The 26,732-nt window shown below is 60.2% G+C and carries 24 protein-coding genes, 1 tRNA gene and 1 pseudogene; 22 read left to right on the top strand and 4 right to left on the bottom strand.

All coding sequences use genetic code 11. The features are described 5' to 3' along the window. Positions 1 to 2: 2 nt before the first annotated feature. The 10 genes from AC0L37_RS10360 (at position 3) to AC0L37_RS10315 (ending at position 10,721) form a co-directional block, all read left to right on the top strand. Complete coding sequence (locus AC0L37_RS10360; protein WP_282221203.1) at positions 3 to 866, top strand: baseplate J/gp47 family protein; 864 nt, start codon at positions 3 to 5, stop codon at positions 864 to 866. Further along, positions 866 to 2,866: a phage head spike fiber domain-containing protein gene (locus AC0L37_RS10355; RefSeq protein ID WP_282221204.1), complete on the top strand. Its 2,001-nt coding sequence runs from the start codon at positions 866 to 868 to the stop codon at positions 2,864 to 2,866. Before AC0L37_RS10360 ends, AC0L37_RS10355 begins: the two co-directional genes overlap by 1 nt. Beyond that, the gene (locus AC0L37_RS10350) at positions 2,863 to 6,099 is read left to right on the top strand and encodes a DUF4815 domain-containing protein (protein WP_282221205.1); all 3,237 of its coding nucleotides are present in this window, start codon (positions 2,863 to 2,865) and stop codon (positions 6,097 to 6,099) included. The genes AC0L37_RS10355 and AC0L37_RS10350 overlap by 4 nt, the downstream gene beginning before the upstream one ends. A 13-nt stretch (positions 6,100 to 6,112) precedes the next feature. Then, entirely contained in the window at positions 6,113 to 6,622 is a 510-nt protein-coding gene (locus tag AC0L37_RS10345) for a hypothetical protein (protein WP_282221206.1), read from the top strand. Next, positions 6,619 to 7,686, top strand: a complete 1,068-nt coding sequence (locus AC0L37_RS10340) for a hypothetical protein (RefSeq protein WP_282221207.1) — start codon at positions 6,619 to 6,621, stop codon at positions 7,684 to 7,686. The genes AC0L37_RS10345 and AC0L37_RS10340 overlap by 4 nt, the downstream gene beginning before the upstream one ends. Positions 7,687 to 7,695: 9 nt before the next feature. Beyond that, the gene (locus tag AC0L37_RS10335; protein ID WP_282221208.1) at positions 7,696 to 8,178 is read left to right on the top strand and encodes a hypothetical protein; all 483 of its coding nucleotides are present in this window, start codon (positions 7,696 to 7,698) and stop codon (positions 8,176 to 8,178) included. Between the two features lie 4 nt (positions 8,179 to 8,182). Then, complete coding sequence (locus tag AC0L37_RS10330; RefSeq protein ID WP_282221209.1) at positions 8,183 to 8,545, top strand: DUF1353 domain-containing protein; 363 nt, start codon at positions 8,183 to 8,185, stop codon at positions 8,543 to 8,545. 29 nt (positions 8,546 to 8,574) lie between these two features. Further along, entirely contained in the window at positions 8,575 to 9,804 is a 1,230-nt protein-coding gene (locus tag AC0L37_RS10325; RefSeq protein ID WP_282221210.1) for a phage tail sheath protein, read from the top strand. A gap of 69 nt (positions 9,805 to 9,873) precedes the next feature. Beyond that, a complete protein-coding gene (locus tag AC0L37_RS10320; protein WP_282221211.1) occupies positions 9,874 to 10,392 on the top strand; it encodes a phage major tail tube protein in 519 nt (172 codons plus the stop codon). Positions 10,393 to 10,448: 56 nt separating this feature from the next. After that, the gene (locus AC0L37_RS10315) at positions 10,449 to 10,721 is read left to right on the top strand and encodes a phage tail assembly protein (RefSeq protein ID WP_282221212.1); all 273 of its coding nucleotides are present in this window, start codon (positions 10,449 to 10,451) and stop codon (positions 10,719 to 10,721) included. Positions 10,722 to 10,950: 229 nt separating this feature from the next. On the opposite strand, the gene AC0L37_RS10310 is transcribed toward AC0L37_RS10315, so the two are convergent. Further along, complete coding sequence (locus AC0L37_RS10310; protein ID WP_282221213.1) at positions 10,951 to 11,292, bottom strand: hypothetical protein; 342 nt, start codon at positions 11,290 to 11,292, stop codon at positions 10,951 to 10,953. A gap of 56 nt (positions 11,293 to 11,348) precedes the next feature. On the opposite strand from AC0L37_RS10310, the gene AC0L37_RS10305 reads away from it, so the two are divergent. The 7 genes from AC0L37_RS10305 (at position 11,349) to AC0L37_RS10275 (ending at position 17,153) form a co-directional block, all read left to right on the top strand. After that, on the top strand, positions 11,349 to 13,613 hold the full coding sequence (locus AC0L37_RS10305) for a phage tail tape measure protein (RefSeq protein ID WP_282221214.1): 2,265 nt from the start codon (positions 11,349 to 11,351) through the stop codon (positions 13,611 to 13,613). Positions 13,614 to 13,616: 3 nt separating this feature from the next. After that, the gene (locus tag AC0L37_RS10300; RefSeq protein WP_282221215.1) at positions 13,617 to 14,063 is read left to right on the top strand and encodes a phage tail protein; all 447 of its coding nucleotides are present in this window, start codon (positions 13,617 to 13,619) and stop codon (positions 14,061 to 14,063) included. Continuing rightward, positions 14,063 to 14,290 carry a tail protein X gene (locus AC0L37_RS10295; RefSeq protein WP_282221216.1) on the top strand — a complete coding sequence of 76 codons (228 nt, stop codon included), beginning with the start codon at positions 14,063 to 14,065 and terminating at the stop codon, positions 14,288 to 14,290. Before AC0L37_RS10300 ends, AC0L37_RS10295 begins: the two co-directional genes overlap by 1 nt. Next, on the top strand, positions 14,291 to 15,364 hold the full coding sequence (locus tag AC0L37_RS10290; protein ID WP_282221217.1) for a phage late control D family protein: 1,074 nt from the start codon (positions 14,291 to 14,293) through the stop codon (positions 15,362 to 15,364). A gap of 70 nt (positions 15,365 to 15,434) precedes the next feature. Then, complete coding sequence (locus AC0L37_RS10285) at positions 15,435 to 16,181, top strand: peptidoglycan recognition protein family protein (protein ID WP_282221218.1); 747 nt, start codon at positions 15,435 to 15,437, stop codon at positions 16,179 to 16,181. Next, positions 16,181 to 16,627, top strand: a complete 447-nt coding sequence (locus AC0L37_RS10280; protein ID WP_282221219.1) for a hypothetical protein — start codon at positions 16,181 to 16,183, stop codon at positions 16,625 to 16,627. Before AC0L37_RS10285 ends, AC0L37_RS10280 begins: the two co-directional genes overlap by 1 nt. A 184-nt stretch (positions 16,628 to 16,811) precedes the next feature. Then, the gene (locus AC0L37_RS10275; RefSeq protein ID WP_282221220.1) at positions 16,812 to 17,153 is read left to right on the top strand and encodes a hypothetical protein; all 342 of its coding nucleotides are present in this window, start codon (positions 16,812 to 16,814) and stop codon (positions 17,151 to 17,153) included. 187 nt (positions 17,154 to 17,340) lie between these two features. Here the strand turns inward: AC0L37_RS10275 and AC0L37_RS10270 are convergent, their stop codons facing one another. The 3 genes from AC0L37_RS10270 to AC0L37_RS10260 all read right to left on the bottom strand — a co-directional run bounded on the left by AC0L37_RS10270 (position 17,341) and on the right by AC0L37_RS10260 (position 21,240). Further along, a complete protein-coding gene (locus AC0L37_RS10270; protein ID WP_282221221.1) occupies positions 17,341 to 19,557 on the bottom strand; it encodes a bifunctional diguanylate cyclase/phosphodiesterase in 2,217 nt (738 codons plus the stop codon). Positions 19,558 to 20,093: 536 nt separating this feature from the next. After that, a tRNA-Arg gene (locus AC0L37_RS10265) sits at positions 20,094 to 20,170 on the bottom strand. A gap of 59 nt (positions 20,171 to 20,229) precedes the next feature. After that, on the bottom strand, positions 20,230 to 21,240 hold the full coding sequence (locus AC0L37_RS10260; protein ID WP_473312823.1) for a LacI family DNA-binding transcriptional regulator: 1,011 nt from the start codon (positions 21,238 to 21,240) through the stop codon (positions 20,230 to 20,232). 282 nt (positions 21,241 to 21,522) lie between these two features. On the opposite strand from AC0L37_RS10260, the gene AC0L37_RS10255 reads away from it, so the two are divergent. The 5 genes and pseudogenes from AC0L37_RS10255 to AC0L37_RS10235 all read left to right on the top strand — a co-directional run bounded on the left by AC0L37_RS10255 (position 21,523) and on the right by AC0L37_RS10235 (position 26,732). Further along, positions 21,523 to 22,758, top strand: coding sequence for an ABC transporter substrate-binding protein (locus AC0L37_RS10255; protein ID WP_212658273.1), 1,236 nt, complete (start codon positions 21,523 to 21,525; stop codon positions 22,756 to 22,758). 167 nt (positions 22,759 to 22,925) lie between these two features. Further along, positions 22,926 to 23,786 carry a carbohydrate ABC transporter permease gene (locus AC0L37_RS10250; RefSeq protein ID WP_249327619.1) on the top strand — a complete coding sequence of 287 codons (861 nt, stop codon included), beginning with the start codon at positions 22,926 to 22,928 and terminating at the stop codon, positions 23,784 to 23,786. After that, positions 23,783 to 24,702: pseudogene (locus AC0L37_RS10245) on the top strand (carbohydrate ABC transporter permease). Before AC0L37_RS10250 ends, AC0L37_RS10245 begins: the two are co-directional and overlap by 4 nt. Before the next feature lie 4 nt (positions 24,703 to 24,706). Then, positions 24,707 to 25,792 (top strand): ABC transporter ATP-binding protein, encoded by a 1,086-nt coding sequence (locus AC0L37_RS10240; RefSeq protein WP_212658270.1) that lies wholly within the window; start codon positions 24,707 to 24,709, stop codon positions 25,790 to 25,792. A gap of 190 nt (positions 25,793 to 25,982) precedes the next feature. Then, positions 25,983 to 26,732, top strand: a complete 750-nt coding sequence (locus AC0L37_RS10235) for a sugar phosphate isomerase/epimerase family protein (protein WP_282221223.1) — start codon at positions 25,983 to 25,985, stop codon at positions 26,730 to 26,732.

The following is a 26,732-nucleotide window of genomic DNA, read 5'->3' as shown; positions in this document are numbered from 1 at the left end:
AAATGTCCACCTTGCCACCAGAATTGGCCAATCTGCCGGCGCCCAGCCTGGTGGAAACGATCAGCTATGAGGCGCGCCTTGCGGTGTTGCGCACGCGCCTGGTCGAGATCTTTACCGCTGCGGGCATCGATTATGACGTGCAGGATCTCGAAACCGATCCCGCCCAGATCCTGCTGCAGGTGAGCGCTTATCAAGATGTGCTGCTGCGTCAGCGCGTCAATGAGGCGATCAAGTCGTGGTTTCTGGCCTATGCAACCGGTGGGGATCTCGACGCGCTGGCGCAGTTCTATGATGTCGTGCGCCTGGCCAGCGAGACTGACGACGCCCTACGGCGCCGGGTGGTGCTGGCAATTCAGGGGCGATCGACCGGGGGCACCAAGGCGCGCTATCGCTCGATTGCGCTCGCTGCCGATGTGCGTGTGGCCGATGTCGCGGTTTATACTGTTGGCCGAGATCCGACCATCAATGTGGCCGTGTTCTCGACCAGTGCCAGCGGAGTGGCTGATGCCGGCCTAGTGGCTAAAGTTGATGCCGCGCTGCAGGCGCCTGATGCGCGCATGGTCAATGACAAGATCGTAGTGGCCAGTGCCGCCCAGCAAGCTATCGCCATTTCCGCCAATATCTGGCTGCTGCCCCAGGCGCCCGAAAGCACGCTGGCTGCAGTCGAGGCATACCTGCGCGCAGCCTGGTCGCGCGACATGCTGCTGGGTCGCGATCTCACGCGCAGCTGGCTGATCGCGCAGCTGCAGCGTGATGGGGTGCACCGCGTCGAGCTGGTGGCGCCCGCTGCTGACATTGCCATTCCGTTCAACCAGGCAGGCGCGCTGGGCGCAGTCAGCCTGGTGCTACAGGGGCGGGAATACTGATGTCAGCGGTTCTGCCTGAAAACGCCACACCGTTTGAGGTCGCGCTCGCCCAGGGGATGGTGCCAGCTGCAGCGATCGACAGTGGCATCAATGCCCTGCGCCGGGTCAAGATGGTCTCGCCGCGCCCGTCAATGCTGCCGTTTCTGGTTTATGAGTACGGCCTGGGCGAGCTGACGCCATACGTTCCAAACATTTATGACTTGATTGATCAGGGCGTGCGCTGGCAGCGCCTGCGCGGCACGCTGAGTGCGGTCGCTATCGGCTTGGCCTGGGTGGGCTATGCGGCCACCATCGAGCCAGCCTGGACCGGCCGCGCATGGTGGAATTCGTTCCAACTGCGTTTCGACAGCCTACCGGCTGCAGACGCGCCGGACTTGGAGCGGATCGAGGGGGTCACCCGCCTATCGGTGCCCAAGCGGTCGCAGCTGCGCCGTGGCGTGCATGGCTATGACGTGGGCGCGGTCGAGCTTGATGAGACCCGGCTCGATGGTGCGATGCTCGATTTTGAGAGTGGCACGGTTGTCACGGCGGCGGGCACTGTCTGGTCGTTTGGCCGCACCCACGAATTTGAGCACACGCTGACACAAGAGGAAGGTGTCGCGCTTGGTAACTGGCTGGTGCCCCCAGGCGGGGAGTCAGTGTTTGCGGATTTCATCGCCGGCCAGTACCGGAGCGAGGCATTCCCAGCGGCACGTCAAGAGGTGATCAGTGTCACGCGGGCAGGGGAAGCCTACGCGCTCAATTCTGCCGGCGTTTATGAGGTTTTCGCGGCCAATGAACCGCGCATCACAGATTTGGGCTTTACGATTGAGCCCGAGGCCACAAATCTGACCAACGAGATGCAGGGTGGGCAGTGGTCCAACGCAACGAATGCCGACGTAACCCCCCACCTCGGTGGCCCGTATTTGGGGATTTTCGATAACCCGGTGCTGGTCACAGACACCGGACAGAATGGGCGCGGCAAATGTTCCCCTGAGATCTCGATCGTAGAGGGGCAAACTTACTCTGCGTCCTTCTGGTACAAGGCCGCCAGCTCAACGGAGGTGGGGCTGTTTCTATCCGGCAACGGCGGCACGTCACGCATCGCAATGAGCCATGACGGCAGCGTGATAAGCAGCAGCAACAACGCGCGCGGCGGAATGACCCTAGTAGGGGCCACGCAATTGCAACCGGGTATTTACAGGTCAGATGTGCGCTGGGTGCCAAACTTCACCGGCACAGATGGGAATGGCGGCATTGGCGCCGGCCTGAACGTAGGCGATTCCATCATTGCCCTCGGGCTGCAGATCACCCAGGGCGATGCGTTCTTTGCGCCGATCAATCCCCTTGGCCTGGGCACGACGCGCGCGGCTGACCAGGTGCAGCTGCATATTCCGGGCGGCGTGCACCAGCTCACTTACACATTGGACAATGACGCCACGCTGGTGGTGCCAGATACCCCAGGCGGTGATTTTGAGATCCCCACGGCTTTGCCGCGCCAGCGTTTGAAGGCGATCCAGACCGTGAAAACCGATGGCGGTTCGGTGCCTTGGTCCAGCATCGAAACGCCCTGGATCGATGCCAATTATCTCTGGGCTGACACCCCGGAAGCCCAGCGACGTGCTGTTTTGTCCACCTGGTTTGCTGGCCGAGCCCTATACCTGCGCCTAAGCGACGTGGCCGGCAACGTGATCGGTTATCGCCGCTGCCGGGCAGTGCGACCAGTCGAGGCCGCGTTTGAGGGGCACTATAGCCATGGCGGCGTCGACTATTCGCCCGACCAGGCGGGCGGCATTCTCTATGCCGAGGCGCTTACCCAATTTGATGATGCCGCTGATGTTGATTGCGCTTCCCTGGCGCTGATGGTTGGCGGCGAGATCACCGGTGGCGCCAAGCCAGCGCAGCTGTGGCTATCGCCCGCGCAGTATTCGGGCGGCGAAGCCATTGCGGTGCAGGCCGTGACTATTCCCATGCGGCGCACCGTGCGCGAGCAAATCAAATTTCTGATGAGGTTCCAATGACTGCTCATGAAAGCGGCCTGCCCAATGCTGTTGCCCGCGCCAAGTCGCGGCAAGACATCCAGAGCCTGGTTTTTTATGGCCAGCGCCCGCTGTTGCAGGGTGGCGAGCTTAATGATCTGCAGGATGTCATTCGTGGCCGCCACGATCGCCTGGGGCGCCTGATCGCCAAGAATGGCGATCGCACCGAGGGCGCAATGGCGTTTGTTGATGTCAGCGCCGGCACCGTCACACTGACTGCAGGCAAGATCTATGTTGCTGGCGATGAGTTTCCAGTGGCCGCGCGGGTGATTGCTGGCGTGTCGATGACCGGCAGTGTGCAGATCGGCGTGCGCCTGGTTCGAGACTTTGTCACCGGCGAGGATGATCCGAGCCTACTAGGTCAAGTGCCAGGGTCTCTGGCCGAGGGCGAGTCTGGCGCCGCGCGTGAGATTGCCGCGATCAGCTGGGCATTGGGTGATGATGGCGCCGATGGCGAATTCCACCAGGTCTATTTGCTGCAGGATGGCACGATCCTTGAACAGAATGCGCCGGCACTGCTTGAGGGGTTCAAAGCCGCCCTGGCGGAGTATGACCGCCCGCATGGCCACTACATCGTCACCGGCAATCGCGTGACCGCCCTGGGCGCAAATGGCGGCGCGCAGCATTTCTCGATCGAGGAAGGCGAGGCCAACATCAGTGGTTATAAGAACGTTCGGCACGCGGCCGTGAGGGTCTCTGAGCCCGAGGATTGGGACGTGGGCGCCGTGCCAGGCGAGACCCACACCTATGTGGGTGGTGCGACCCAAGCGATCGTTACCGATCAGTTTCCGATCGACACCATCAACACGATCCTGCTCACCAAAGAAGCCACTTTCACGCTTACGCGCGGCGCTGTGGCCAATGGTATTGACGGCCTGCCCAAAACCTCGGTGATCGAGATTTTGGAAGTCAAACAGGATGCAGTCACCTTTACGGGCGGGGTTGATTACACCCGCACCGGCAACGGCGTGGATTGGGGCCTGGCGGGCGATGAGCCTTTGGTGGGATCGAGCTACACGGCAAAGATCCGTTGGCGCGATAGCGTGGTGCCAGACAGCTTCACAGATACCGAGATCGTTCTGTCTGGTGGCGCAGACGGCGGCGAGATCATCCTGGCTTATACGTTCAAGCTGCCGCGCATCGATCTGATCGGTTTGCTGCCCAATGGCGCGCCTGCCTACATCAAGGGCGTATCTGCGCCGAGCAATCCAGTGATGCCAATTCCGCCCCGCAATGTGCTGCCGCTATGTTCGGTGCACAATGACTGGCTGGGCACGCCCACCATCAAGGTTGATGGCGAGATCACCGGGGTGCAGATCCCGAGCTGGTCTGAGTATCAGCGCCTCAAAAACCAGGTCGAAGATCAGGGGCGGTTGCTGCAGCTTGAGCGGCTGCGCTCGGCCGTCGATCGTCGCGATCCTCAAGCGAAAAAGAATATGTTCGTGGATCCGTTCGAGTCTGATTATTACCGCGATGCGGGCGTGCCCCAAACTGGTGCTGTGGGCGATCGCATCCTGCAGCTGGCGATCGAGCCCACATTTTATGACGCCACTCTGACGGCGCCGGTGCTGCTGGACTATGTCGAAGAGGTGCTAGTCGAGCAGCCCCTCAAGACCGGTTGCGTCAAGATCAACGAATATCAGAATTTTGCAGTGATGCCCGGCGCGCTGGTGCTGACCCCTGCCGCTGATTTTTGGACAGAACAAGTCACGCAATGGGCCTCGGCTGCTACGGTGGAATTTCAGCGCGGGATCCAGTCATGGGGCGGGCCGCTTGAAGCCACCACCACGGCAACACAAACGCTTTCCAGCCGCGATGAGGCGCTGCCATTCCTGCGCCAGCGCTCGGTGGCTTTCAAACTGTCTGGCTTTTTTGACGGTGAAATACTCACCGCGCTGACTTTTGACGGCATCGATGTGAAGCCGGCCGAGGAATTGGCAGCTGATGGCAATGGCGAGATTGTCGGCAGTTTCACGATTCCTGCCAATGTCACGGCCGGCACGAAAACAGTGCAGGCAGTGGGTGCCGAGGATGGCACGATCGCCGAGGCATTGTTTACGGGGCAGGGCACGCTGGCGATCGACGTTATGCGCCGCGTTACCACCATCACCCGCTGGGTGGCGCCTGTTGCCAGTTCAAGCGGCGGTGACAGTTCGGATGATGGCAGCGGGCAGGGCAATTGGAGCGGCGGCCGGTATAGCCCGGATCCGCAAGCGCAGATTTTCCTGCCGGCCACCACTCGGCAATTGCTGGGTGTTGATTTTCACCTTTGCAATATCGGCGACACCAGCAATCACGTGTTGGTGCACCAGGTCGAGGTCGACAATGGCCAGCCAACCACTAACGTTGAAGCTGAGGCATTCGTGTCGATGATTGGCGCGGCCGAGGGGTGGAAGTCTGGCCGCTACAATCTGCCAGTGACCACCCCAAATGATCGTTACCATGCCTTTGTCATCAAGACCGATGACGGTGATCACTCGATCTCAATGGCCGCGCTTGGCCAGTTTGATGCGGATCTGCAAAAGCCGGTTTCGGTGCACCCTTATCCGGTCGGGCCTCGGCTTTCCTCGGTCAATGCCAGTACCTGGACAGCCCACCAGAATGAAGCGCTGGCATTCCGCCTGATCGCCGCGCGCTATCCGGTGACGACCAAGACAGTGGCGCTTGGCACGTTCGATCTGGTCGAGTGCAGTGATTTGATGGTGCAGGCCATGATCGATCTGCCCAGCCGCGATTGCTCGGTGGTATTCAAGGTCACGCGCACCAATGGCGAGGTGTATCGTCTATTACCCTGGCAAGTGCTGCAGCTGAGTGAGTACATCACCGAGACGGTGACCCTGTCGGCCGAGCTTTCGGGCAGCGCGACATTGTCGCCGATCCTGTTTGCGCCGGTGGTGCTGGTGGCCGGCAAGATTGCCACCGAGGCGGACTATGTCAGCCGCGCATTTGACATCAGCTCGGCCGATCGTGTGTCGGCCTATGTTCGCTTGTCCCTGCCTGGTGGGTCGACCTTCTCGATGGAATACGATGTTGCAGATGACGACTGGCAAACAATGCCGCTTGAAGCCACCGAGATCTCACCAGATCCCGCCTGGGTCGAGCGCAACTATCGCATTGGCAGCCTTTCGGCGCCCCTGATGCGGTTCAAACTCACACTAACGGGCGGCCCAGCGGCACGCCCACGCGCTGCCGATTTTGGCGCAGGCGCAATGTAGGGGGCGCAGGATAATGACAAGTCTCACGATCCATCGCGGCTATCAGCTGCCGCTCGACACTAAAACGGTTCGCCAAGAGATCGAGAACCTTGAGCAGTCAGTGCTGCCGGCGATCGACAATGACATTCATCAGCTGTTCCAGGCGATCGGCGGGCTGGCAGCTGATGAACATGGTCATGAGATCAGCGAGATCGAGGGGCTGGTCGATGCCTTAGCTGACCTGATGCCGGCCAACACGACATTTGCCATGGGCGATTTGACCGATGTGGTCGGTTCGGGTGATGCCCCTGATGGCTATGTGATGGTCAAAGTGGGTGCTGAGTTTGTTTGGCAATCTGCGGCCTCGGCGTTTGGTGATGATCTGTTTCTGAGCCAGTCGAGCAATCTGGCCGATCTCAATGATGCGGCCACGGCGCGCACCAATCTGGGGCTTGGCACGGCGGCAATCCGCAACGTCACGGTGTCCACCGATGAGCCCACTGGTGGGGCAGATGGCGATCTCTGGTTTCAGGTGGCATCATGACCTTGCTGCTGCAGCATGGTGGAGTGCAAAAGCAACCCTTGGCGGGTTGGGCCAAAATTGGCGGCGTTTGGCAGCCCATTTTGCGTGGCTCGCTAAAGGCGGGCGCCGTGTGGGGGAAAGAATACCAATACGAGCGTAGGGTGACGATCGCGGCCAATGCTGCCCAGATCAGCGCGCAGAGTTATTTCGATCCCGCAGATTGGGCTAACCCCGCGATCGACAAGATTTTGATAGTTGGCGCCGGCGTCAATGTTTGGAGCTACACGCCCGGCACCCCGGCGCTAAACGTCGGGACCGGTCGCGGCGGCAAGCTGACCATTGAGAACAACGGCTATATCCTCGGCGCTGGCGGCAATGCAAACAGCGGCCTGGGTGGCGATGCTCTATTCGTCGGCCAGTCTGGTGTGACGATCATCAACAACGGTGCCATCTATGGTGGCGGGGGTGGTGGCGGCGTCGGCGGGCAGGGCGGGCCAGGGTATTACCAGACGCCCTACACCCTGCGCGAGCCCTCTAGCGGCACCTACTATGACGGCTACAGCTACACGTTCGATGTCCGTGGTCAGCAGATCGAACGTATCTCGTTTGGTGGCTACCAGAATGTCTCCGGTCCCTCGGGCAACGTCACAATGAGCGGCGGTTACTTCTACGCTGATAGGGGCGGCTATCGCTATTGGGGCGTAAACTACAGGGGCTCGAACGATTCCGGCTCGGTGGGTTATTACGACATCTACCGCACCAGCACCCAATATAACACTTACTACACATCAGGCGGCGCTGGCGGTGCTGGCGGTCGCGGCACGGGCTACAACGCTTCACTCGCAAACGTTTACCAGAACGGCTCGGGCGGCGCGGGTGGCGGCACAAACGCAGGCACTGGCGGCGCTGGCGGCAATGGTGGCGGCTGGGGCGCATCTGGCGCAAGCGGCAACACCGGCGCGGGTGGCAACAATGGCGGCGGCTCTGGTGGCGCCGCTGGCGGCTTGGCCGGGCGCTACATTAACGGCAACGACAATATCGCAAGCCTGATCAACAATGGCACCTTGCTCGGCAGGGTGGCTTAGGGAAAGAACATGACCGAACCAACCGAGACCATCGACCCCGTCGCACAAGCTGCAGCTGATCTGCTGTCTTTTACCAAGCAGTCAGCAAACAAAGAGCTGATCCTGCACCTCAATGGGCTGACCACCAATCACCTGGCCGCCTATCCGCAGGCCGAGGTGCAAAGTTGGGATCTGCAAAAGTCTGAGGCCGAGGCCGTGATGTCGGCCGGCGAAAGGGCGACCTTGGACCTGGCGCCGTTCCTGGCCGCTGTCTGCGCCTATCATTTGGGTGAAGCTACCGATGCCGAGCGGTTGACCCAGCTCAAGCAAAAGGCGGCGATCGTTCAGCAAAATGCCACTGCCTGGGCTCTGATCGCCCAATTCGTCAATGGCGTGCGCGCCCGCACCCAGGACGCGATCGAGGCGGCAAGCGAACCCACCGAGGTCAATGCCGCGCTGATTGATGCCAAGGCGGCCGCTGCAGCCTTTATGGCATCGCTCAACGGCGAATAGCGCCATGAGCAAATTCACAGATCCCCTGGTGATCAGCCCATGGGTTGACGGGCGCTACATCACCGAGCGCCCGTTTTCTTTTGACGTGGGCTTTAAGGGCTCGGGTCTGACCGTCGCGGTGCCCCGGCTTTTCGTGACGGATCTGGCCAGCGTTCCGCGCCTGCTGTGGTGGCTGCTGCCGCCCCACGATCCGCAATATGCAGCTGCAGCGGTGCTGCATGACTACCTGCTGAGTTTGCCCGATTTCGATCGGATGACGGCACACAGCATCTTTCTCGAAGCCCTGACAGCCCTGGGCGTTGCGCCCTGGAAAGCGTGGGTCATGTTCCTGGCCGTTGTCATTTACGGCCGCCTGTCCAGCCACTAGCCGAACCTTTGAAAATAGGAGACTACCCGATGACGAAACCAGCTTTCGGCATGACTTTCACGCGCCCTGAAAACGAGGTGCAACCCGCGCTTGGGGCGGACTTTTCCAAGGCGATCGTGATCGAGACATCAGAGGATGCGACGGCGCTCACCTATCCGGTGGGCAAGGCTGTGCGGATCTCGACCAGTGACACCGCTGCCGTCACGGCGCTGGGCACTGGCCTGCTTGCTGATGCTGTCAAGGCCATCCATGCCCAGCTGGGCGGCCTCAATGCCGGCGCCGATGTCACTGTGGTGCGCGTAGCCGAGGGCGAGGATACGGCCGAGACTGTCGCCAATATTGCGGCCGCGCTCGCGCCCACGGCTATCGCCGAGATCCCCTCAGAGATTGGCGCCACCCCGCGCCTGGTCTGGGTCGGCCGCACCAGCTGGCAGTCGGCGCCCGAAGTGGCCAACCCGATCTGGGCGCCGCTGGCCGTCGCGGTCGAAAAGCTTCTGGCCGTGGCCGTTGTGGATCTCGATCCAGACACCAAAGCCAAGGCCGTCGCGCAGCGTGAGTTTTTCAACTCTGAGCGGATCCTGCCGATCGGCGTGGCCGCCCGCGTCTATGAAGACGAAACCCTGGTGACCCGCGCCATGGGGCCGCGCATCATCGGCCTGATGATGCGGGTTGATAACCTGCACGGTGGCGAGCCCTTCAATCCATTTGCCAATCGCACGGTGCTGGGCCTGTCGGGTGTGTCGCGCAAGATCCCGTTCTCGCTGCTCGATGGCTCGACCGAGGGCCAGCAGCTGCTGGAATCCGAGATCTCGATCGTGGTGCAGGGCGAGACCGGCGTTGATGGCGCCGTGGCCGATGGTGGCTTTACGTTCATTGGCACCGACAACACCACCACCGGCGAGCTGTGGAAGCAAATCCACCAGGTGCGCGGTGCTGATTATCTGATCGTCAAGATGATGGAGATCACCCGGCAGTTTCTGGGCAAGCGGGTCTCGGCCGACATGGTCGAGGCATGGCTCAACTCCCAAAAATTCATGCTGCGCGACCACAAGGCGGCCGAGGATATTCTGGGCTTTGAGCTGGACTTTAAGCCCGATCAGAACAGCCCGAGCAATATCCGCCTGGGTCACCTCAAGTTGAGCGTCGGGATCGAGCCGGTGCCCGCGTTCAAGGTCGCCGAGCATGAGGTGGCGCGCTACCTGCCAGCGCTCGATGACCTGGTCAACAACATTGTCGCGCGCCTGTCGGCCGTCGCCTAGCGCCGCGCCCTAATTGCCTGGCCGGCGCGGTGCCGGCCGGGCCAACGTTTTCAAGATGAGGTAAAGACTATGCAGCCGCTCTATCAACTGTCTGCTGTGGACGTGCGCCGTGCCCAGGAAGCTGGCACATCGCGTGCGACCACGATCGCCAAGCTGGCCATGCCGGGGCTGTCCTTTGTCGGCAGCGAGCATTCGCCCGGTGGTGGCGTGATGGCCGTCAAATTCACCCAGCCGCGCCTTGAGGCACTTGAGCCCAAGTTTGAAGCCAAGGGCATCGATCTCGATGTGTTCCGTGGCATGGGCCAGACTGATCGCTGGGTGTTTGCCGGCGCCTATCGCGAAAAGAAGCCGGGCGGCGGCGGCGTTGTTCCTGCCCGCGCCATCATCGAGGGCGCAATCTCGGCATGGGAGCCCGATGAAAGCGACCCGGCCGAGCTGCAGGGGTGCAATCACACCTTTGCCGAGGTGACGCATTACGAGTTCATTCTCAATGGCGTCGAGCTGTTCTATGTCGATTTTTTCGAGAATGTGATCCGCATGAATGGCGTGGATCTGTTCGCCGATGATCGCAAGGCGCTGGGGATCTAAGGCATGGCACGCAAACCAAAAGCCCAGCGCCGGCGCAGCGGCCGACCAGTGCCACCGTGCTGCTGCTGTTCCCGGTGACGCATGAGGGGGTCACCTATGACCAGCTGACATTCCGGCGCATGAAAGCGCGCGACGGCCTGACCGGGGAGGGCGAGACCGACCAGACATTGGCCGGCTATCGCATCTTTGCCGAGCTGGCCGGCGTGCCCCTCGATGTCATCCTCGATCTGGACATGGAAGATCTGGCCGAAGTGGGGGCGGCGGTGACCCCACTGATGGGAAAGCGGGCGCAGGCACTGGCCAAGGAGATGGCGAAGGCCAGCCAGTAGCCTGGCGCGACATCATCCTGGCGGTCGCGCGTCATACCCACACCCCGATCGACCAGGTCGAGGAATGGGACATCGACAAGCTGCTCGATTACTCAAAGAGCTTGTCGCGCCAGCTGGCCAAAGAGAGGCCAAAGGGGCGGCGCTAGGTTTGTTTTGGCGCTTGTTCGACCAAACGCCGGATCGCTTCCGAGCGGTTCGGCAAATCGTCTTGTGTGCACGAGTTGAGCGGTTAGTTGGCGGGCAATCGCAGGTAAAAGCCGATCTGCTCAGTTTTGCCCTCTTGATACCAAGTCATACTCGGCGGCATTGAATTGGTGTGCACTACGTAGCGGTTGCCTGTTTGCGCAGAGATCACAACGAATAGATTTTCAGGAAGCGGTTCCACTTGAAAGGTGGTGTCAGTCATGGTGCCGCCATTGAACTGTTTCCACTGTTCCCCCTGAAATATCCATGTTTCGGATCGACCTTTCCACGATCCTTGCAAGAATGCCTTTGCATCCGCTGCGTCTAATGCAGCGCCGCTGCTTGTGAGCAGTAAAGCCGCCAACCCACCAAAAAACACTGCTCTCATGTGTTCCTCCCTAACTGGCAGGGACACTAGCCAACCCCTTTTGCGGAGTCCAATCGATGGCCACCATCACTTCGAAACTGATCGTCGCGCTGATCGACCAGGCATCGGCGCCGGCGCGCATGCTCGGGCGCACGGTGGGCAATCTCACAGGTGCCGCGCGCGCCAATGCCGCGCGCATGAACGATATGCGCGGCCAGATGGTCGACGCTGCCGGCGCCGCCTATCTGATGGCCAAGGCGCTGGCCAATCCGATCGAGCAGGCGATCGCCTTTGAGAGTGCGATGGCCGATGTCGGCAAGGTGTCCGATTTCGATGGCGCCGGGCTGCAGGACTTTGGCAGCGATTTGCGCAAGCTGGCGACCAGCGAGATCCCCATGGTGGTCACCGAGCTGGCAGCGCTGGCCGAGAACGCGGCCGCCTCGGGCATCGCCGATAGCGACCTGCTGGGTTTCACCAGGGGCACGGCCAAGGCGGCGCTTGCCTGGGGTGTGAGCGGCGCCCAGGCTGGCGAGGATCTGGCCAAGATCAAGGAAGCGCTGCAGCTCAATATCGATGAGACCATGCTCTATGCCGATGCCATCAATCATCTGTCCGATCGCACCGCATCGACGGCGCCGAACCTGACCGAGTTTACCCGGCGCGTGGCCTCGCAAGGCGAGTTCTTTGGCTATTCCAAAGAGGAAACGCTCGCCTTCGGCTCGGCCATGATCAGCGCCGGCGCCGAGGTTGAGGTGGCCAGCACGTCATTCCGCAATATGGGGCGCGCCCTTACCAAGGGCGCCAGCGCCACCAAGAGCCAGCGCAGTGCCTTCAAGGCGCTCGGGCTCGACGCGCGCAAAGTTGCGGCGGGCATGCAGCAAGACGCGGTCGGCACCACTCTGGAAGTGATCAAGCGCTTGGGGCAGCTGCCAAAGGAAATGCAGGCGGCCACCATGGGTGAGCTGTTCGGTGATGAGGCGCGGGCGCTGGCGCCGCTGTTGAGCAATACGCAATCGCTTGAGCGCTCGCTGGGCTATGTCGCTGATGCGACCGATTATGCCGGCAGCGTGTCCGAAGAATTTGCCAAGCGGGCGGCCACCTCGGAATTTGCCATGCAGCGGCTCAAAAATCAGGTGGATGGTATCGCGCTGGCGATCGGCGCTGCTCTGCTGCCGGCGATCAACAGCGTGGCCGAGGCTGTCGGGCCGATGCTGATCGCCATGGCCGACTTTGCGGCCGAGCATCCCCAGATTGTGCAGGCGATCGTGGCGATCGTGGGCGGCCTGGTCGCCGTGCGCGTGGCCAGTCTGGCAGCGCGCTGGGCGTTTCTGTTTCTCAAGGGTGGACTGATCGATCTGGGCCTGGTGCTGGCCAAGGGCGCTGCCGGGCTGCTGGCCCTGGTCAACCCGTTCAACGTGGTCAAAAACGCGGCCATGATCCTGCGCGGTGCGCTGCTGTTCTCTGGCGTCGGCCTGGTGCTGGCCGCGATCGCTGCAGCGGGGCTGTGGATCTATAACAACTGGTCGGGCCTGACGGCCTTTTTCGAGGGGTTTGGCCGCGCATTCATGGGGGCGGTCGAGCCGATCATGCCAGTGCTGCAGCCGGTGATCGATGCCGGCAAAGCCATGGTCGATTGGGTGATGGATCTGCTGGGGCCAGTAGAGGCCAGCAATGTGCAGTGGGCCAGCTGGGGCGAGACTGTCGGCGGCGCTGTCGCTGGCGCCATTCTCACCGTGCTCGATGTCGGGCGCTCGGTTGTCGACTTTTTTGCCAGCGCCCCCTCGGCAATTATGGCGGCGGTCGGCGACATGGTCGGGCTGGGCGGGCAGATCATGCAAATGATCTGGGATGGCATCGTGGCCAAGTTTGACGAAATGCTTGACTGGTTTGCCTCTTGGCCAAAGCTGATCCTCGACGCGATCGGCGGGATCGATGTGGGCAGCTTGTTCCAGTTCGGCAGTGGGCCGAAGGGAGCGGCGCCAACCTATCCCAATGGGTACAATCCGAGCAGTGATGTGCCGGCGCTTGCCTTGCCACCAGGCGCGATCGACGGCGCAAAAGCTGCGGGCGGTTCGATCGTGGGCGGCAAGACTTATCTGGTGGGCGAATATGGCCCTGAATTGGTGACACCTGGCCGCAATGGCTATGTGCACACCGCTGGCGCCACTGCTGGCATGCTCGGCGCCGGCGCCGGCGCTGCCCCCTCGATCTCGATCGGCGACATCATTGTGCAGGGCGCCCAGGATCCCGAGCGCACGGCCGAGATCGTTCTGGCCAAACTGCAGCAGCGGCTCGCCGATGCGATGGGCGGGATCTATGCCGACACTGAATTTGCAGGGTAAATCATGCTGTATCAGATCGGGCCTTTGAGCCTGGACACAAAGCCATTTAATGCCGAGACCTTTACCCGAAACACCGGGGCAGATCTGGCGGTCAAGGCCATTATGGGCGGGCGCCAGGCGCGCGAGTTCATGGGCGAGGCAGATGAGACCATAAGCCTGTCAGGGCAGCTGCTGCCCACCAAGCTGGGCGGCCTGACTGAGCTGGAGCTGGCACAAGGTCTGTCCACCTCGGGCACCAAGGTGCCGGTGATGCGCGGTGATGGCCGCATGCTGGGCTGGTTTGCGATCGAGAAAGTCAGCGAGCAGCACAGCGATCTCACCCGCCTGGGCGTGGGCTTTGTCGTTCGCTACACGCTCGACCTGGTCAAGGTCGATACCGATGGCGCTGTGGGTGGCGATCAGGCCGGTGGCCTGGTCGGCATGCTGCTCAATCTGTTCGAGGTGCTGTAATGATCTCTGTCACGGTTCAACGCGACGGCACCACGCTGGATCTGTTGCTCTGGCGCAAGCACGGCATGGCCGGCTCGGCACTGCTTGAGCAGACCCTTGACGCCAATCCTGGGCTGGCAGGGCTCGGCGCCGAGCTGCCGCTGGGCACCAAGGTGGATCTGCCCGAGGCGCCGGCGCCGGTGCGCAGTCAGCAGGTCAAGGTGATCGACCTGTTCGGGGAATCGTAAATGCCCTGGAAAGTTGACTGGCGGGTGATCCTGGGCGGGCAGGATCTGACCACGGCCTGGGCCTCGGTGCTGATCGACATCTCGATCAATGACAAGGCTGGCGAGGCGTCCGACACCTGCGATCTCACGCTCGACGATAGCGAGGGGCAGCTGCGCCTGCCATCCAAGCGCACCCCGATCGAGGTGATCCTAGAGGGCGCCAAGGTCTTTTCGGGCTTTGTTGAAAAACCGCTATCGACCGGCGATCGCTCGGGCGGCCGGCTGCTCAAAATCAAGGCCAAGGGTTTTGATACGGGCGGCAAGGCCAAGCAGCCCCAGCACTTCCACCTCGATGATGCGGATCTGGGCACCTATCTGGGCAAGCTGGCAGATGAGGCAGGGCTGGCCATCAAGGTGGATCCGGCCTTTGCCGGTATCTCGCAAGACTATTGGGCCAGCGATGGCGAAAGCCTGATTGCAGTTGGCGAGCGCCTGGCGCGCAAGCTGGGCGGCACATTCAAGATCCGCGGTGACCAGGCGGTTTTGGCCAAGCGCGGCACTGGCCTGGCGCCCAATGGTGCGGCGCTGCCCCAGGTGGTGGCCTCTTTCCCTGGCAATCTGGAAAAATGGAGCATCACGCCCAAGGATCCGCGATCGCAGTTTGCGAGTGGCCAGGCGCGCTGGTTTGATCGCCAATCATCGAGTTTCAAAAGCACTGAGTTGGATTTTGGCAACGCCCAGGGCGAGGCCACAAATGTGATCCGCTCGATCGTGGCCGACGAGGCCGAGGCTGATGCCGTTCTCGATGCGCGCAAACGTGATGGTGAGCGCGACGCCGGCAGCGGTTCGGTGGACCTGGATCTAACGGTGGGCGCCGTGGCCGAGGGCACCTGTCTAGTCAAGGGCACGCGCGCCGGCGTTGACGGCGTTTATGTGATCGACGGTGTCAAGCATAGCGCCAGCCGATCTGGCGGATCCAAGACCACGCTGGATCTCAAGCAGCCAGGTGGTGGTGCCGGCAGCGACACCCGCAAGCCGCGGGCCCAGACCAGCCCGGCAGAGTTTGCGCTGCCGACCCACGAAACGCTGGGCTGACCCAGACACCAACACCCAGACCATGGCCCGCTCGCGCGGGCCTTTTTTTACCCAAAGAACGGAGACCACTATGGCCCTGCGGAAGGTCACAAAACTGCTTGTCGTGCACGTCACAGCCACCCGGCCGAGCCTGGACATTGGAGCGGCCGAGGTGCGCGCGATGCACCTGGCGCTCGGCTGGTCAGACATTGGCTACAACGAAATTATCCGACGCGATGGGCAGCTCGAAAATGGACGGGGCGTTGGCGCAGTTGGCGCCCATGTCGCCGGTTTCAACTCGATCGCCTATGGCATCAGCCTGGTGGGCGGTCTCGATGCCAATGGCCGGCCGGAACACAACGCCACGGCCGCGCAGATGGAAACGCTGCAGCGCCGGCTGGGTGAGGTTGGCGCGCTCTACCCTCGGGCCGGCGTTTGCGGACATCGGGATCTGTCGCCAGACCGCAATGGCAATGGCGTGATCGAGGCGGCCGAACATATCAAGGCATGCCCTTGCTTTGATGCCATTCCCTGGGCGGCCAGCGTTGGCCTGCCGGCCGCTGACATTAAAGGCAATTGGGGCGAGGTGTTCACCGTCCCGGCCGCCAATGATGCAAGCGAGACCAAGGTGGCTGGCCCAGATGCCCGGCTGATCTATCTGCAGAAGCTGCTGGCGCGGGCTGGTCTGCAGTTTGGCCCGATCGATGGCATTGTCGGCGAAAAGACAGCTGCAGCCCTGCGGCTTTACCAGGGCTGGCATGAGCTGCCGCAATCAGGCGCATTTGATCCGGCGACAGTGAAAGCGCTGCGCGCTGTCTTTGAGAAGGGTGCCGCCTGATGGGCGGCATCAGCACCGGCATGGCGATCGGGGCGGCGTTGGCCGCCCTGGTCGGCGGCGGCGCCGGCTGGATGGCGCGTGGCCTGGTGGTCGACCACATCGAGACCCCGCGCGTCATCGAGCAGCAGGTGGAGATCTGCACCCTGACCACCGAGGCAGTCGCGGCGAAGGCCACGCGCGATGAGCAGCTGCGCCAATTCCAGATTGCCGAGCGCGCCACGCAAACATTCATCGAACAAAGCCAGCTGGCTGCAGACGACGCCCAGGCGGCACGCGATCTGCTTGAAATGGAGATCAAAGAAAATGAGCAGCGACGGCGTGGCCAGGCTGGTGAGGGTAGGCTCGATTGCGGGCTCGATGCTGCTGATCTTGAGCTGCTGGGGGTGCGCACCGAACAAGGCGGCGCTCTATCAAGCGGCGGCCGAGCAAGGGCGCGCCCAGACTAAAGTCATTCTGCCGGCGCTGCCGGCAGATCTGCGCGCCACCTATCCGCATGCGGCTGCGGGATTGGGCGCAAATCCGGTGAGTGTTCTGGCGCGCGAGCGTGCGCAGCTTGATCAGGCCAATGGCGCGATCAAGCGCATGGGCGCTTTTTATGATGACGTGCGATCGGGCATGAAGGGGCAATAGATGGATCCGAATTTCAGCTGGCTTAACTCGCCAATCACCAAGCTCGCCCTGGCGGGGGCGCTCGGTGGTGTGGTGCGCTGGGCAACGCTCAAGCAACCGCCTTTCGACGGGCTGATCAGTGTGGTGGTCGGCTGTATTTGCGCCATCTATGTCGGGCCTGCGATTAATCCGATCATGCGCCCGGTGATCGACCTAGCCGGCATCGATCTCGAAGCGGCCCAGGGTCTGGGCGGGTTCCTGGTCGGCATCGGCGGAATCTTGGTTTCCGGCTTTTTCCTCGATCTCTGGCAGCTGCGCCGGCGCCTGTTAAAGCAGGGGAGCAGTACAGATGGCCAAGCATGACACGACGGAGCGTTCGGCCGTGAGCCGAATTGCCAGGATCGAGGCGGGGCGCAGAGCCGTAGTCGTTGGCAGAGTAGGGGGTCTTATTGCCGTATTGGTTGCCGCAGTTCTCACGATTGGAGGTCACGGACTAGGATAGTTCACTGACAACGCTTGCGGAAACGCGCTCCTTCACGGACCTTGATCGCTATTTTGCTGTACCCGTTTTTGCGACGATGCGACGCGAAGTCCACAATTCGGTCAAGCGTTCGCCGGTCAAGGGACGAGACAGCAGGAATCCTTGCAAGTAGTTGCACCCCAGTTCGCGCAATATGCGCTGTTGCGCTTCTTCTTCTACACCTTCCACTGTCACGGTCATCCCCAGAGCGTGGGCCATTTCGACCACTGACTGCACAATCGTCCTGGTAGCCTGATCTTTGATCATTTGCCGCGTGTAAGATTTGTCTATTTTCAGCTTGTCGACATTGTAGGTGCGCAAATAGCTAATTGAAGAATAGCCGGTTCCGAAGTCGTCAAGTGCAATGCTAACGCCCTCCTCACGCAGCCGGATGAGCGCCTGCTGAACTTGAACCGAGTTGTTCAAGAAAAGACCTTCAGTGATTTCCAGTTCCAAGGCCGATGGATCAAGGTCGCGGCGGCGCAAGGTTTCCAGAACTTGATCGGGGAAGCGCGGGTCTAAAAATTGGAGCGGCGATACGTTGACTGCCACGCGGCCCAACCCACAGGCGGCAGCAAATCGGCACGCCTCATCGAGGACCCAAAGCCCAAGTGCAGCTATGTTAGCTGTTTCCTCGGCAATTCCGATAAAGTCGTCAGGCGAAAGACTGCCCCGCGTCGGATGCTGCCACCGCACCAGCGCTTCGGCGCCGTGTATCTCGCCGGTTTCGGCGGCAAAGATGGGTTGATAGAGAAGATATAGCCCGGCGCCGGATATGAGCGCATTGCGCAAGTCAACTTCCAAAGTTCGTTTTTCTCGGCGGGTACGGTCCATCGCAGGTGTGTAGAACGCAAAGCGGTTTCTACCGGCCGTTTTGGCAGCATAAAGCGCTATATCAGCCTGACGCAGTAACTCCTGCGCGCTGACAGCGTCGCCAGGTTGCACGGCCACACCAAAACTTGCAGTCAGATGAACCAAACCAGCATCAAGCTTGAACGGTTCCTTGAGCATATTCAGAAGGCTTTGACACAACCAGATGGCATGTTCGTCGCTGACCATGCCAGGTTGAACGAGGACGAATTCGTCCCCGCCCAAACGTGTCAACGTAGCATCTTCTGAAAGTGGTTGGGAAAGACGCTTGGCGACTTGCTGGAGCAGTTGGTCCCCAACCGCATGCCCCATCGTGTCGTTGATCTCCTTGAAGCGATCAAGATCGATTGAGATGAGCAGTACTTTCGAAGCGGCGAGATACACATATCCCAACGCTTCTTCCAGCCTTGTCTGGAAAAGCGCGCGGTTTGCCAAGCCGGTGAGTGGATCATGGAGAGCTAAAAATGAACTGCGCGCTCTGCTTTCTACAAGCTGTGTCGTGGCTCGCCCAAGCCATATCAGAAGTCCAAGCAAACTTGTTGCCCCCAGCAGGAGACTGCCCAAGGTGGCTGGTGCCGTCTCGCGCAACAGTTCTAGCGCTGGCCGGTGAGGTGTCCAGGTAACATGACCAAGCTGCTGTCCGTTTGCATTTCGCATTGTCAGAGATGCACGATCATTGTTGGGTCCCGACACCTTGAGATCAGCCAGACCTAATTGCTCGGACAAGTTTGAAAGAAGCTGGGCCTGGAGGACCTTGACAGATACGTGGAGGAACTCGGTACCGGGGTGCTGGGCGGCCGCGCTGCTTGTGCCTACCACCGGTTGAATGCTGACAAAGGCAAGGTTGTTATCGGACAACCGAACTGTATCGAAGATCCCAATTTTTGCGATAGCTGTCGTGGAGTCCGAGAGGCCCACCGACGCGGTCGTCATTCTCTGTCTAATATCTTGCAACATCGGTTCGACTGCCGCCTCATCTCGCGGATCGAATTCTTCTCCAGAATATTCGCCATGCACTGCCGCCCGCACCACGCGACCATCGGGTGCCACGACATAGACACGGTCATGGGTGTAGAACTCGCCCATCCAATCAACGAGATTTTCTGCAATCCACGATTGGTTATTGGCGCGAAGATTGTGAACGGATTCATCCCAAACGGTCGAACTCTTTTGTTCGACGACAAGCAGGTTACCTTCTCGTGCGAGAGCTGCCGAGAGGGCTCTTATCTCCTCCGTCTTTTCTAGCTTGTCGATGCGCTGCACGGCCCACCCAGCCGAGATCGCCAACACGATAACCATCGTGACGACAAGGACGATAGATATGAGTATGAAGTGACGGGACGCGATGCCGATTTCTGCGCGAGTTTCATTGTACATTGCCAGCTCTCAGTTGCTCGCACTGTACCTGCCAGGAGAATAACAATGTCTAACACTGGCGCCGAGAAAGCGTCCACTTCTCGCTCAAGGGCAGAGCGGGTGCCAATGTACTCCGATGGCTTATCCCCCGAAGCTCAGGCAGCGTCACCGTTACTTACCGCCCAGAAATCGACTTTCAATTACGGTCGTCCAAAAATGGATTTGGAAGGCTACTGTACAGCTTCACTCGACTTCGGTTCCACCATCTACTTCTTGGTCGCGCACCAGCTCTGATCGTCTCGACGGAAATGTCAGCCAGTTCGTCCTCGGGCACCTTCTCGGCGATTGAATACAGGTGCTTCAACAAGCGCTGCAACTGAAAAATATCTCTCGCGCCATGATGATTCTCGGCTGTGTGAAGGTCAAAACACAGCCGCCTACAGCCCAGAGCAAAAGAACGTTGATGCAACAAAAGTGTCCCACTTTTTGTCACGTTACGGCAATTGGGACAAAAACAGCCAAGAAGACCTTTAAAATCAATGTCACCAAAGTGCTGGTGGCGATCCCGGCAGGACTCGAACCTGCGACCAACAGCTTAGAAGGCTGCTGCTCTATCCAGCTGAGCTACGGGACCTGGACCAGACCGGTTTCATGTAGCGGATTCTGAGGCAAAGGGAAGACCGCAGCCCAATCCTATTGTGTTTGCACCGATGTGCTGGTCGACTCGATAGGGGCGGGCGCCGTGCTGCCGCGTACGATCAGCTCGGAGCTCAGAACGGTATGCTGGGGCACGCTGCGGGGCGGTTTGCCCTCGATCAGATCGATGAGTTCTTCGGCCGCCAGGCGCCCCAGCGCCTCGCGCGGTTGCCGCATGGTAGTCAGCGGCGGCCAGAAATGGGCAGAGACGGCCACATCGTCAAATCCCACCACAGACACATCGCGCGGACATTCCAGGCCAAGCCGCCGAATGCCGGACAGGAAACCGATGGCTGACTCATCATTGGCCGCAAATACCGCGCTGGGCCGGTCCGACAGGGCCAGAAACCTCTCGGCAGCGGCCAGCCCATGTTCCATCTCAAAGCCACCTGTAAGAACCCAGTCGGGCCGCGCCGCCAGGCCACTCGCCGCCAACGCGGTGCGGAAACCCGCTTCGCGCTCCGCTGTCAGCACATTGCCTGCGGGTCCAAGAATATGACCGATGCGCGTGTGGCCCTGGGCAACCAGGTGGCGCGTGGCCACCCGCGCGGCATAGGCATTGTCGGTCCGTACCGTGTGGAATGGAGCGCCAGGAATGGTCTCGCACGCCATTACCAGCGGCACATTGGAGGGCTCTGCACTCAACACCAGCAATTGCGCCAGATCGACAGTGCCGTCGAGCAGCAGCAGTCCGTCAGCCCGGTTGGAAAGGAAGTACTCGTGCAGCCGGCGGCCCGATTCTGCCCCGGCGAACCGGTTCACCACCAGCACCCCGTAACCGCGTGTCGCGGCTTCGCGTTCGATAGCGTCCAGTATGGTTGAAAAGAACGTATTGCGGATGTCAGGCAGCGCCACCAGAATTGTTCTGGCTGTTCTTTGCCGCAGCGAGCGCGCCGCCTGGTTCAATGTGTAACCGGTGACCTCGACAGCCTCTGAAACACGCGTGCGTGTTGCCTCGCTGACCTTGGCGGGCTGCGACAGGGCACGACTAACAGTTGCTGTAGACACTTTGGCAAAACGCGCAACATCTTGAATTGTAGGCGTTTTTCGAGAATTTGGCATACCTGGCAGCGCCCCCCATCGCTGTCGGTAACGCATTCTGTCTAAATCGATCTTGACAGGTCCGCAAGACGTGTATGAAACTCATGCAATCGATTGCAGAGATTTCGTTCAACCGAAAATGCAATCGATTACACGCAGTCAGCTCGGGATGTCTCACAAGAAGACAACCTTGCGGCTGACGGCTTCGCGGGAGCGCTTCGCTCCAAGTGATCGTTGGGAGGACAATCTATGAAGAAATTTGCAGTGGTCGCCACTATGGCAACCGCGCTTCTCGGCAGCACAGCTGTACATGCTGCTGACGTTGAAGTGATTCACTGGTGGACATCGGGCGGCGAACAGGCTGCTGTGTCCGTTTTTGCTCGTGAGTTTGACGCTCTGGGCGAAGACAAGTGGATCGATACCGCAATCGCCGGTGGTGAGAACGCTCGTTCCGCTACCCTGCAGCGCATTCTGGGTGGCGACGCCCCCGGTGCTGCTCAGTTCAATCCAGGTCGTCAGTATGAAGAACTGATCAGCGGCGGCATGCTGCTGGATCTGACCCCACTGGCCGAAGAAGAAAACTGGGCTGGTTTTATCCGTCCGGCCTCGATCGCCGAGGCTTGCCTGGTTGATGGTCACTGGTGGTGCGTTCCCGTCAATATCCACTCGTGGAACTGGGGTTGGGCTTCTATCCCGGCATTTGAAAATGCTGGTGTTGAGCTGCCAACCAGCTTTGAAGACTTCCTTGAGAAGGCTCCAAAGCTTGCTGAATCCGGCGTCATTCCATTCGCCATCGGTGGCGAAAGCTGGCAGATCAACGGCGCGTTCGGCGTGATCCAGACTGCTATGCTGGGCCTCGACGACCGTCAGAAGATCCTTGAAGGCAAGGACCTCGAGCTGGCCGCTTCGGTGATGCCAGACGTCTTCGCCAAGTTCCGCGAATTCAAGGAATTCTCGGATGAAGGTTCTGCCAACCGCAACTGGAACGACACGACCAACCTCGTCGTGACCGACCAGGCCGCAATGCAGATCATGGGCGACTGGGCCCGTGGTGAATTTGCTGTTGCTGGTGAAGTTGCCGGTACCGACTACGCCTGTCTGGCTCTGCCAATCGCCGCACCAACGGTTTCGACCGGTGGCGACATCTTCCTGTTCCCCAAGCAGGATGATCCAGACGTTGAAGCTGCTCAGCTGAAGATGGCCTCCATGATGGTCAATCCTCAGGTTCAGGCGCTGTTCAACAACGCCAAGGGCTCGATGCCAATCCGTGACGATGTCGACATGTCGCTGGCTGACGATTGCATGCAGCGTGGCCTTGAGATCATCAAGGATCCTGCCAACATCGCAACCGATGCCGGTCGCTGGTTGTCCAACGACACCACCGGTCAGATGAACGACCTTGTCGCTCAGTTCTGGGCTGATGACAGCATGACTGTCGAATCCGCTGTGGACTCGTATGTGAACATTCTCAAGACAGCAGAATAGTCACGATGCGTTGGCCGGAGGGCATTTGCCCTCCGGCCTTTCTTATTTTTGCATGGCCTGAGCCACGCAAGGGGAGTCCCTGAATGTCCCAGTTCGCGCAAAGCAGCGAAACTGCGGTGCCTGGCAACGGCCACCACCCACGCAAAGCACGCCGAAGATTCAACCTGATGTCGATTGTTGGGACCATCCCGATGATCCTGACTGCAGTCGGCGTTTTTGTGATCTGCATCATCTTCTCGTTTATCTGGTCCTTCACCAACTCGAAGCTGTTTCCAAACTTCAACTTCGTTGGCTTTGACCAGTACACCCGCCTGTGGAGCTCCGACCGCTGGAACATCTCGGTGGGCAATCTGTTCACCTTCGGCATCTTCTCGATCATCGGTAATATGGTGTTCGGTTATCTGCTGGCTGTGTTCATGGACCAGCGGATCAAGCAGGAAGACATGTTCCGCTCGATCTTCCTGTACCCCTTTGCCATGTCGCTGGTGGTGACCGGTCTGGTCTGGCAGTGGATGTTCGACCCCAATCTGGGCATTCAGTCGGCCGTTCAGAAACTGGGCTGGACTGATTTTCAGTTCGCGCCTCTCACCAGTCAGGCAACTGCCATTTATGGTGTCGTTCTGGGCGGTATCTGGAACGGCGTCGGCGTGACCATGGCCATTCTGCTGGCCGGTTTGCGCGGTGTGGATGCCGAAATCTGGAAAGCTGCCAAGATTGACGGCATTCCGGCTTGGCGCACCTATCTGTTCATCGTCTTGCCGATGATGCGTGGCGCCATTCTGACGGCCTTCATCCTGCAGTGTACCGGTGTGGTGCGCGTGTACGATATCGTCATTGCCATGACGCAGGGCGGTCCGGGTATCGCGACCCAGATGCCGGCCATCTACGTTATTCAGCACATTACCGACCGCGCCAATGTGGGGCAGGGCATGGCTGCAGCCAGCACGATGCTGCTGCCGGTCATCGCCGTGATTGCTCTGCAGTTTGCATTGCAGTGGAATGCCAAGCGCAAGAGGAACAAGGCATGACGTCCGAAACTATGTCCGTGTCCAACGGCACGAAGGGCGCCATCGAGCCACGCGGCGCCAAGCCCAAAAAGCTCACCGCCGCGCGTATTGGCGTCTACGCTTTCCTCGTCATCTCGGCACTCTTCTTCCTGATGCCGCTCTATGTGATGATCGTGACTTCGCTCAAGGGCCTGCCGGAAATCCGGCTGGGGCTGCTGTTCAACCTGCCGCAGGAAATCACCTTCGAGCCTTGGCTCAAGGCCTGGGATACCGCCTGTACGGGCCGTGACTGTAATGGTCTCAAACCCGGTTTCATCAACTCGCTCAAGATCACGCTGATCTCCGTACCGATTTCGATCGTGGTCGCCATGCTCAATGGCTATGCGCTCAGCTTCTGGAAGTACAAGGGCTCCGAGCTATTGTTCGGCATCCTGATCTTCGGCGCCTTCGTGCCCTATCAGGTGGTGATCTATCCTTTGATCATCGGTCTGCGCGAAGTCGGCCTGTTCGGCACACTGCCGGGCATCGTGATCGTGCACACCATCTTCGGCATGCCCATCCTGACACTGTTGTTCCGCAATTTCTTTGCATCGCTCCCCCGGAGCTGTTCAAGGCGGCACGCGTTGACGGGGCAGGGTTCTGGCAGATTTTCTTCCAGATCATGCTGCCAATGTCGGTGCCAATCGCCATCGTGGCTGTGATCTTGCAGACCACCGGCATTTGGAACGACTTCCTCTTCGGTACCGTGTTCGCCGGCCGAGAGAACATGCCAATGACAGTTCAGCTCAACAACATCGTCACCACTACGACCGGTGTTCGCGAATACAACGTCAACATGGCAGCGACCATCCTGACCGCTGCCGTGCCACTGACTGTCTATTTCATCTCGGGTAAATGGTTCGTCCGCGGCATCGCCGCCGGTGCGGTGAAGGGTTAAACAGATGCAACACAGTGTTTCCATCCGGGATCTGTCGCTCAATTTCGGTAGTGTGAAGGTGCTCGAGCACCTCGATCTCGATATCGCTCAGGGCGAGTTCATCGTCCTGCTCGGCCCATCGGGTTGTGGCAAGTCGACCTTGCTCAACTGCGTAGCTGGTCTGCTCGATGTTTCCGACGGCCAGATCTTCATCGGTGGCAAGAACGTCACCTGGGAAGAGCCCAAGGACCGCGGCATCGGCATGGTGTTCCAGTCCTATGCGCTTTATCCGCAGATGACCGTTGAGCGAAATCTCAGCTTTGGTCTGCGCGTGGCGGGCATGAAGAAGGAAGAGATCGATCAGCGCGTCGCCCGCGCCGCCGAAATTCTCCAGATTGGCCCGCTGCTGCAGCGCAAGCCGGTCGAACTGTCCGGCGGTCAGCGTCAGCGCGTGGCCATCGGCCGTGCCCTGGTGCGTGATGTGGATGTGTTCCTGTTCGACGAACCCTTGTCAAACCTGGACGCCAAGCTGCGCTCCGATCTCCGCGTCGAGATCAAGCGGCTGCATCAGCGGCTCAAGAACACCATGATCTACGTGACCCACGATCAGATCGAGGCCTTGACGCTGGCTGACCGTATCGCCGTCATGAAAAATGGGGTGATCCAGCAGCTCAGCGACCCACACACCATCTACAACAAGCCGGTCAATCTCTACGTGGCCGGGTTCATCGGCTCGCCGCAGATGAACATGTTCCAGGGCTCGCTTGACGGCAACAAGTTCGTCGTCAACGAAGACGGCACTGAAATTCCGGTGTCGACCTATGAGTTCACCACGCCCGTGACCGGCAAGACCAAGGCTGTGCTGGGTGTGCGTCCGGAACACATCATGCTGGGCGAAGAAGCCAAGGGCATGCCGTTCACGACTGAGATCGAGATCGAGATTGTCGAGCCCATGGGGTCCGACACCTTGGCCTGGACCAAGATCGCCGGTCATCAGGTCACCTTCCGTTGCAACAGCGACGTGGTGCTCAAGACCGGTCAGAAAGTCACCATCGGTTTCGATCCGGGCCGCGGCTCGATCTTCGACACCAATACGACCAACCGGCTCTAGGCCCGGTTGATATCAAACTGCGGTGGCGCCCTCCGGCGCCCCGCTTTCGGTACGCCGAACCATTTGGTCAATGTTACTTTTGCGGTAGTTGACCTGCCCTTCGCGGGCGACAAGATCACACGACATGGCTAGCTACTGGTACACCCAGTCTACTCGCCACACCCAATTCCAACGTTATAATGAGGCCAAAATGACCGAATTGTCATTCCAGCTCTATAGTGCCCGCAACTACCCATCGCTTGAAGAATTCCTCGGCAAGCTCGCCGCGCTCGGCTACACGCAGGTCGAGGGCTTTGGTGGTCTGTATGGCGATGCCGCCGGCCTCGCTGCCAATCTGAAAAAGCATGGCCTGACCATGCCAACCGGCCATTTTGGCCTGGGTCAGCTGCAGGACACCGATACCGCGCTCAAGACTGCCGAGACGCTGGGCATCAAGACACTGATCTGTCCGGCCATTCCGCAGGAAGAGCGTAGCCAGGACGAAGCCAAGTGGGTTGCTCTGGGCGAGACCCTTGCCGGTCTGGGCGAAACCTTCAACAAGGCCGGTTACGGCTTTGGCTGGCACAACCACGACTTCGAATTCAACGCGACTGCATCGGGCCGTCTGCCGATGGATATCATCCTTGAGACCGCGTCCAAGATCGAATGGGAAGCTGACGTCGCCTGGATCGCCCGTGGCAAGGCCAATCCCGTCGACTGGTTCGACAAGTATGGCGACCGCATCACCGCGGTTCACGTCAAGGACATCGCGCCTGCGGGCGAATGCCTGGACGAGGACGGCTGGGCCGATGTTGGCCACGGCGTGATGAACTGGGACGATCTGATCACCAAGGTGACCAGCAAGACCAAGGCAAAATACTTTGTCGCCGAACATGACAAGCCGTCCGATCCCGTGCGCTTTGCGACACGGTCGATCGAGACCGCCAAGAAGTGGAAGTAA

The sequence above is a fragment of the Devosia sp. J2-20 genome (assembly GCF_055808475.1).
Note: the sequence above shows the minus strand (reverse complement) of the source record. Positions and strands in the feature narration are given on the sequence as shown.

Excerpts from the sequence above, each read along its gene's own strand:
- AC0L37_RS10280 (WP_282221219.1), top strand. The coding sequence starts at position 16,181 with ATGGGCGGCATCAGCACCGGCATGGCGATCGGGGCGGCGTTGGCCGCC.
- AC0L37_RS10355 (WP_282221204.1), top strand. The coding sequence starts at position 866 with ATGTCAGCGGTTCTGCCTGAAAACGCCACACCGTTTGAGGTCGCGCTC.
- AC0L37_RS10290 (WP_282221217.1), top strand. The coding sequence starts at position 14,291 with ATGCCCTGGAAAGTTGACTGGCGGGTGATCCTGGGCGGGCAGGATCTG.
- AC0L37_RS10360 (WP_282221203.1), top strand. The coding sequence starts at position 3 with ATGTCCACCTTGCCACCAGAATTGGCCAATCTGCCGGCGCCCAGCCTG.
- AC0L37_RS10250 (WP_249327619.1), top strand. The coding sequence starts at position 22,926 with ATGTCGATTGTTGGGACCATCCCGATGATCCTGACTGCAGTCGGCGTT.
- AC0L37_RS10235 (WP_282221223.1), top strand. The coding sequence starts at position 25,983 with ATGACCGAATTGTCATTCCAGCTCTATAGTGCCCGCAACTACCCATCG.
- AC0L37_RS10285 (WP_282221218.1), top strand. The coding sequence starts at position 15,435 with ATGGCCCTGCGGAAGGTCACAAAACTGCTTGTCGTGCACGTCACAGCC.
- AC0L37_RS10275 (WP_282221220.1), top strand. The coding sequence starts at position 16,812 with ATGGATCCGAATTTCAGCTGGCTTAACTCGCCAATCACCAAGCTCGCC.
- AC0L37_RS10325 (WP_282221210.1), top strand. The coding sequence starts at position 8,575 with ATGACGAAACCAGCTTTCGGCATGACTTTCACGCGCCCTGAAAACGAG.
- AC0L37_RS10300 (WP_282221215.1), top strand. The coding sequence starts at position 13,617 with ATGCTGTATCAGATCGGGCCTTTGAGCCTGGACACAAAGCCATTTAAT.
- AC0L37_RS10305 (WP_282221214.1), top strand. The coding sequence starts at position 11,349 with ATGGCCACCATCACTTCGAAACTGATCGTCGCGCTGATCGACCAGGCA.
- AC0L37_RS10335 (WP_282221208.1), top strand. The coding sequence starts at position 7,696 with ATGACCGAACCAACCGAGACCATCGACCCCGTCGCACAAGCTGCAGCT.
- AC0L37_RS10295 (WP_282221216.1), top strand. The coding sequence starts at position 14,063 with ATGATCTCTGTCACGGTTCAACGCGACGGCACCACGCTGGATCTGTTG.
- AC0L37_RS10240 (WP_212658270.1), top strand. The coding sequence starts at position 24,707 with ATGCAACACAGTGTTTCCATCCGGGATCTGTCGCTCAATTTCGGTAGT.
- AC0L37_RS10330 (WP_282221209.1), top strand. The coding sequence starts at position 8,183 with ATGAGCAAATTCACAGATCCCCTGGTGATCAGCCCATGGGTTGACGGG.
- AC0L37_RS10320 (WP_282221211.1), top strand. The coding sequence starts at position 9,874 with ATGCAGCCGCTCTATCAACTGTCTGCTGTGGACGTGCGCCGTGCCCAG.
- AC0L37_RS10345 (WP_282221206.1), top strand. The coding sequence starts at position 6,113 with ATGACAAGTCTCACGATCCATCGCGGCTATCAGCTGCCGCTCGACACT.
- AC0L37_RS10310 (WP_282221213.1), bottom strand. The coding sequence starts at position 11,292 with ATGAGAGCAGTGTTTTTTGGTGGGTTGGCGGCTTTACTGCTCACAAGC.
- AC0L37_RS10255 (WP_212658273.1), top strand. The coding sequence starts at position 21,523 with ATGAAGAAATTTGCAGTGGTCGCCACTATGGCAACCGCGCTTCTCGGC.
- AC0L37_RS10340 (WP_282221207.1), top strand. The coding sequence starts at position 6,619 with ATGACCTTGCTGCTGCAGCATGGTGGAGTGCAAAAGCAACCCTTGGCG.
- AC0L37_RS10270 (WP_282221221.1), bottom strand. The coding sequence starts at position 19,557 with ATGTACAATGAAACTCGCGCAGAAATCGGCATCGCGTCCCGTCACTTC.
- AC0L37_RS10350 (WP_282221205.1), top strand. The coding sequence starts at position 2,863 with ATGACTGCTCATGAAAGCGGCCTGCCCAATGCTGTTGCCCGCGCCAAG.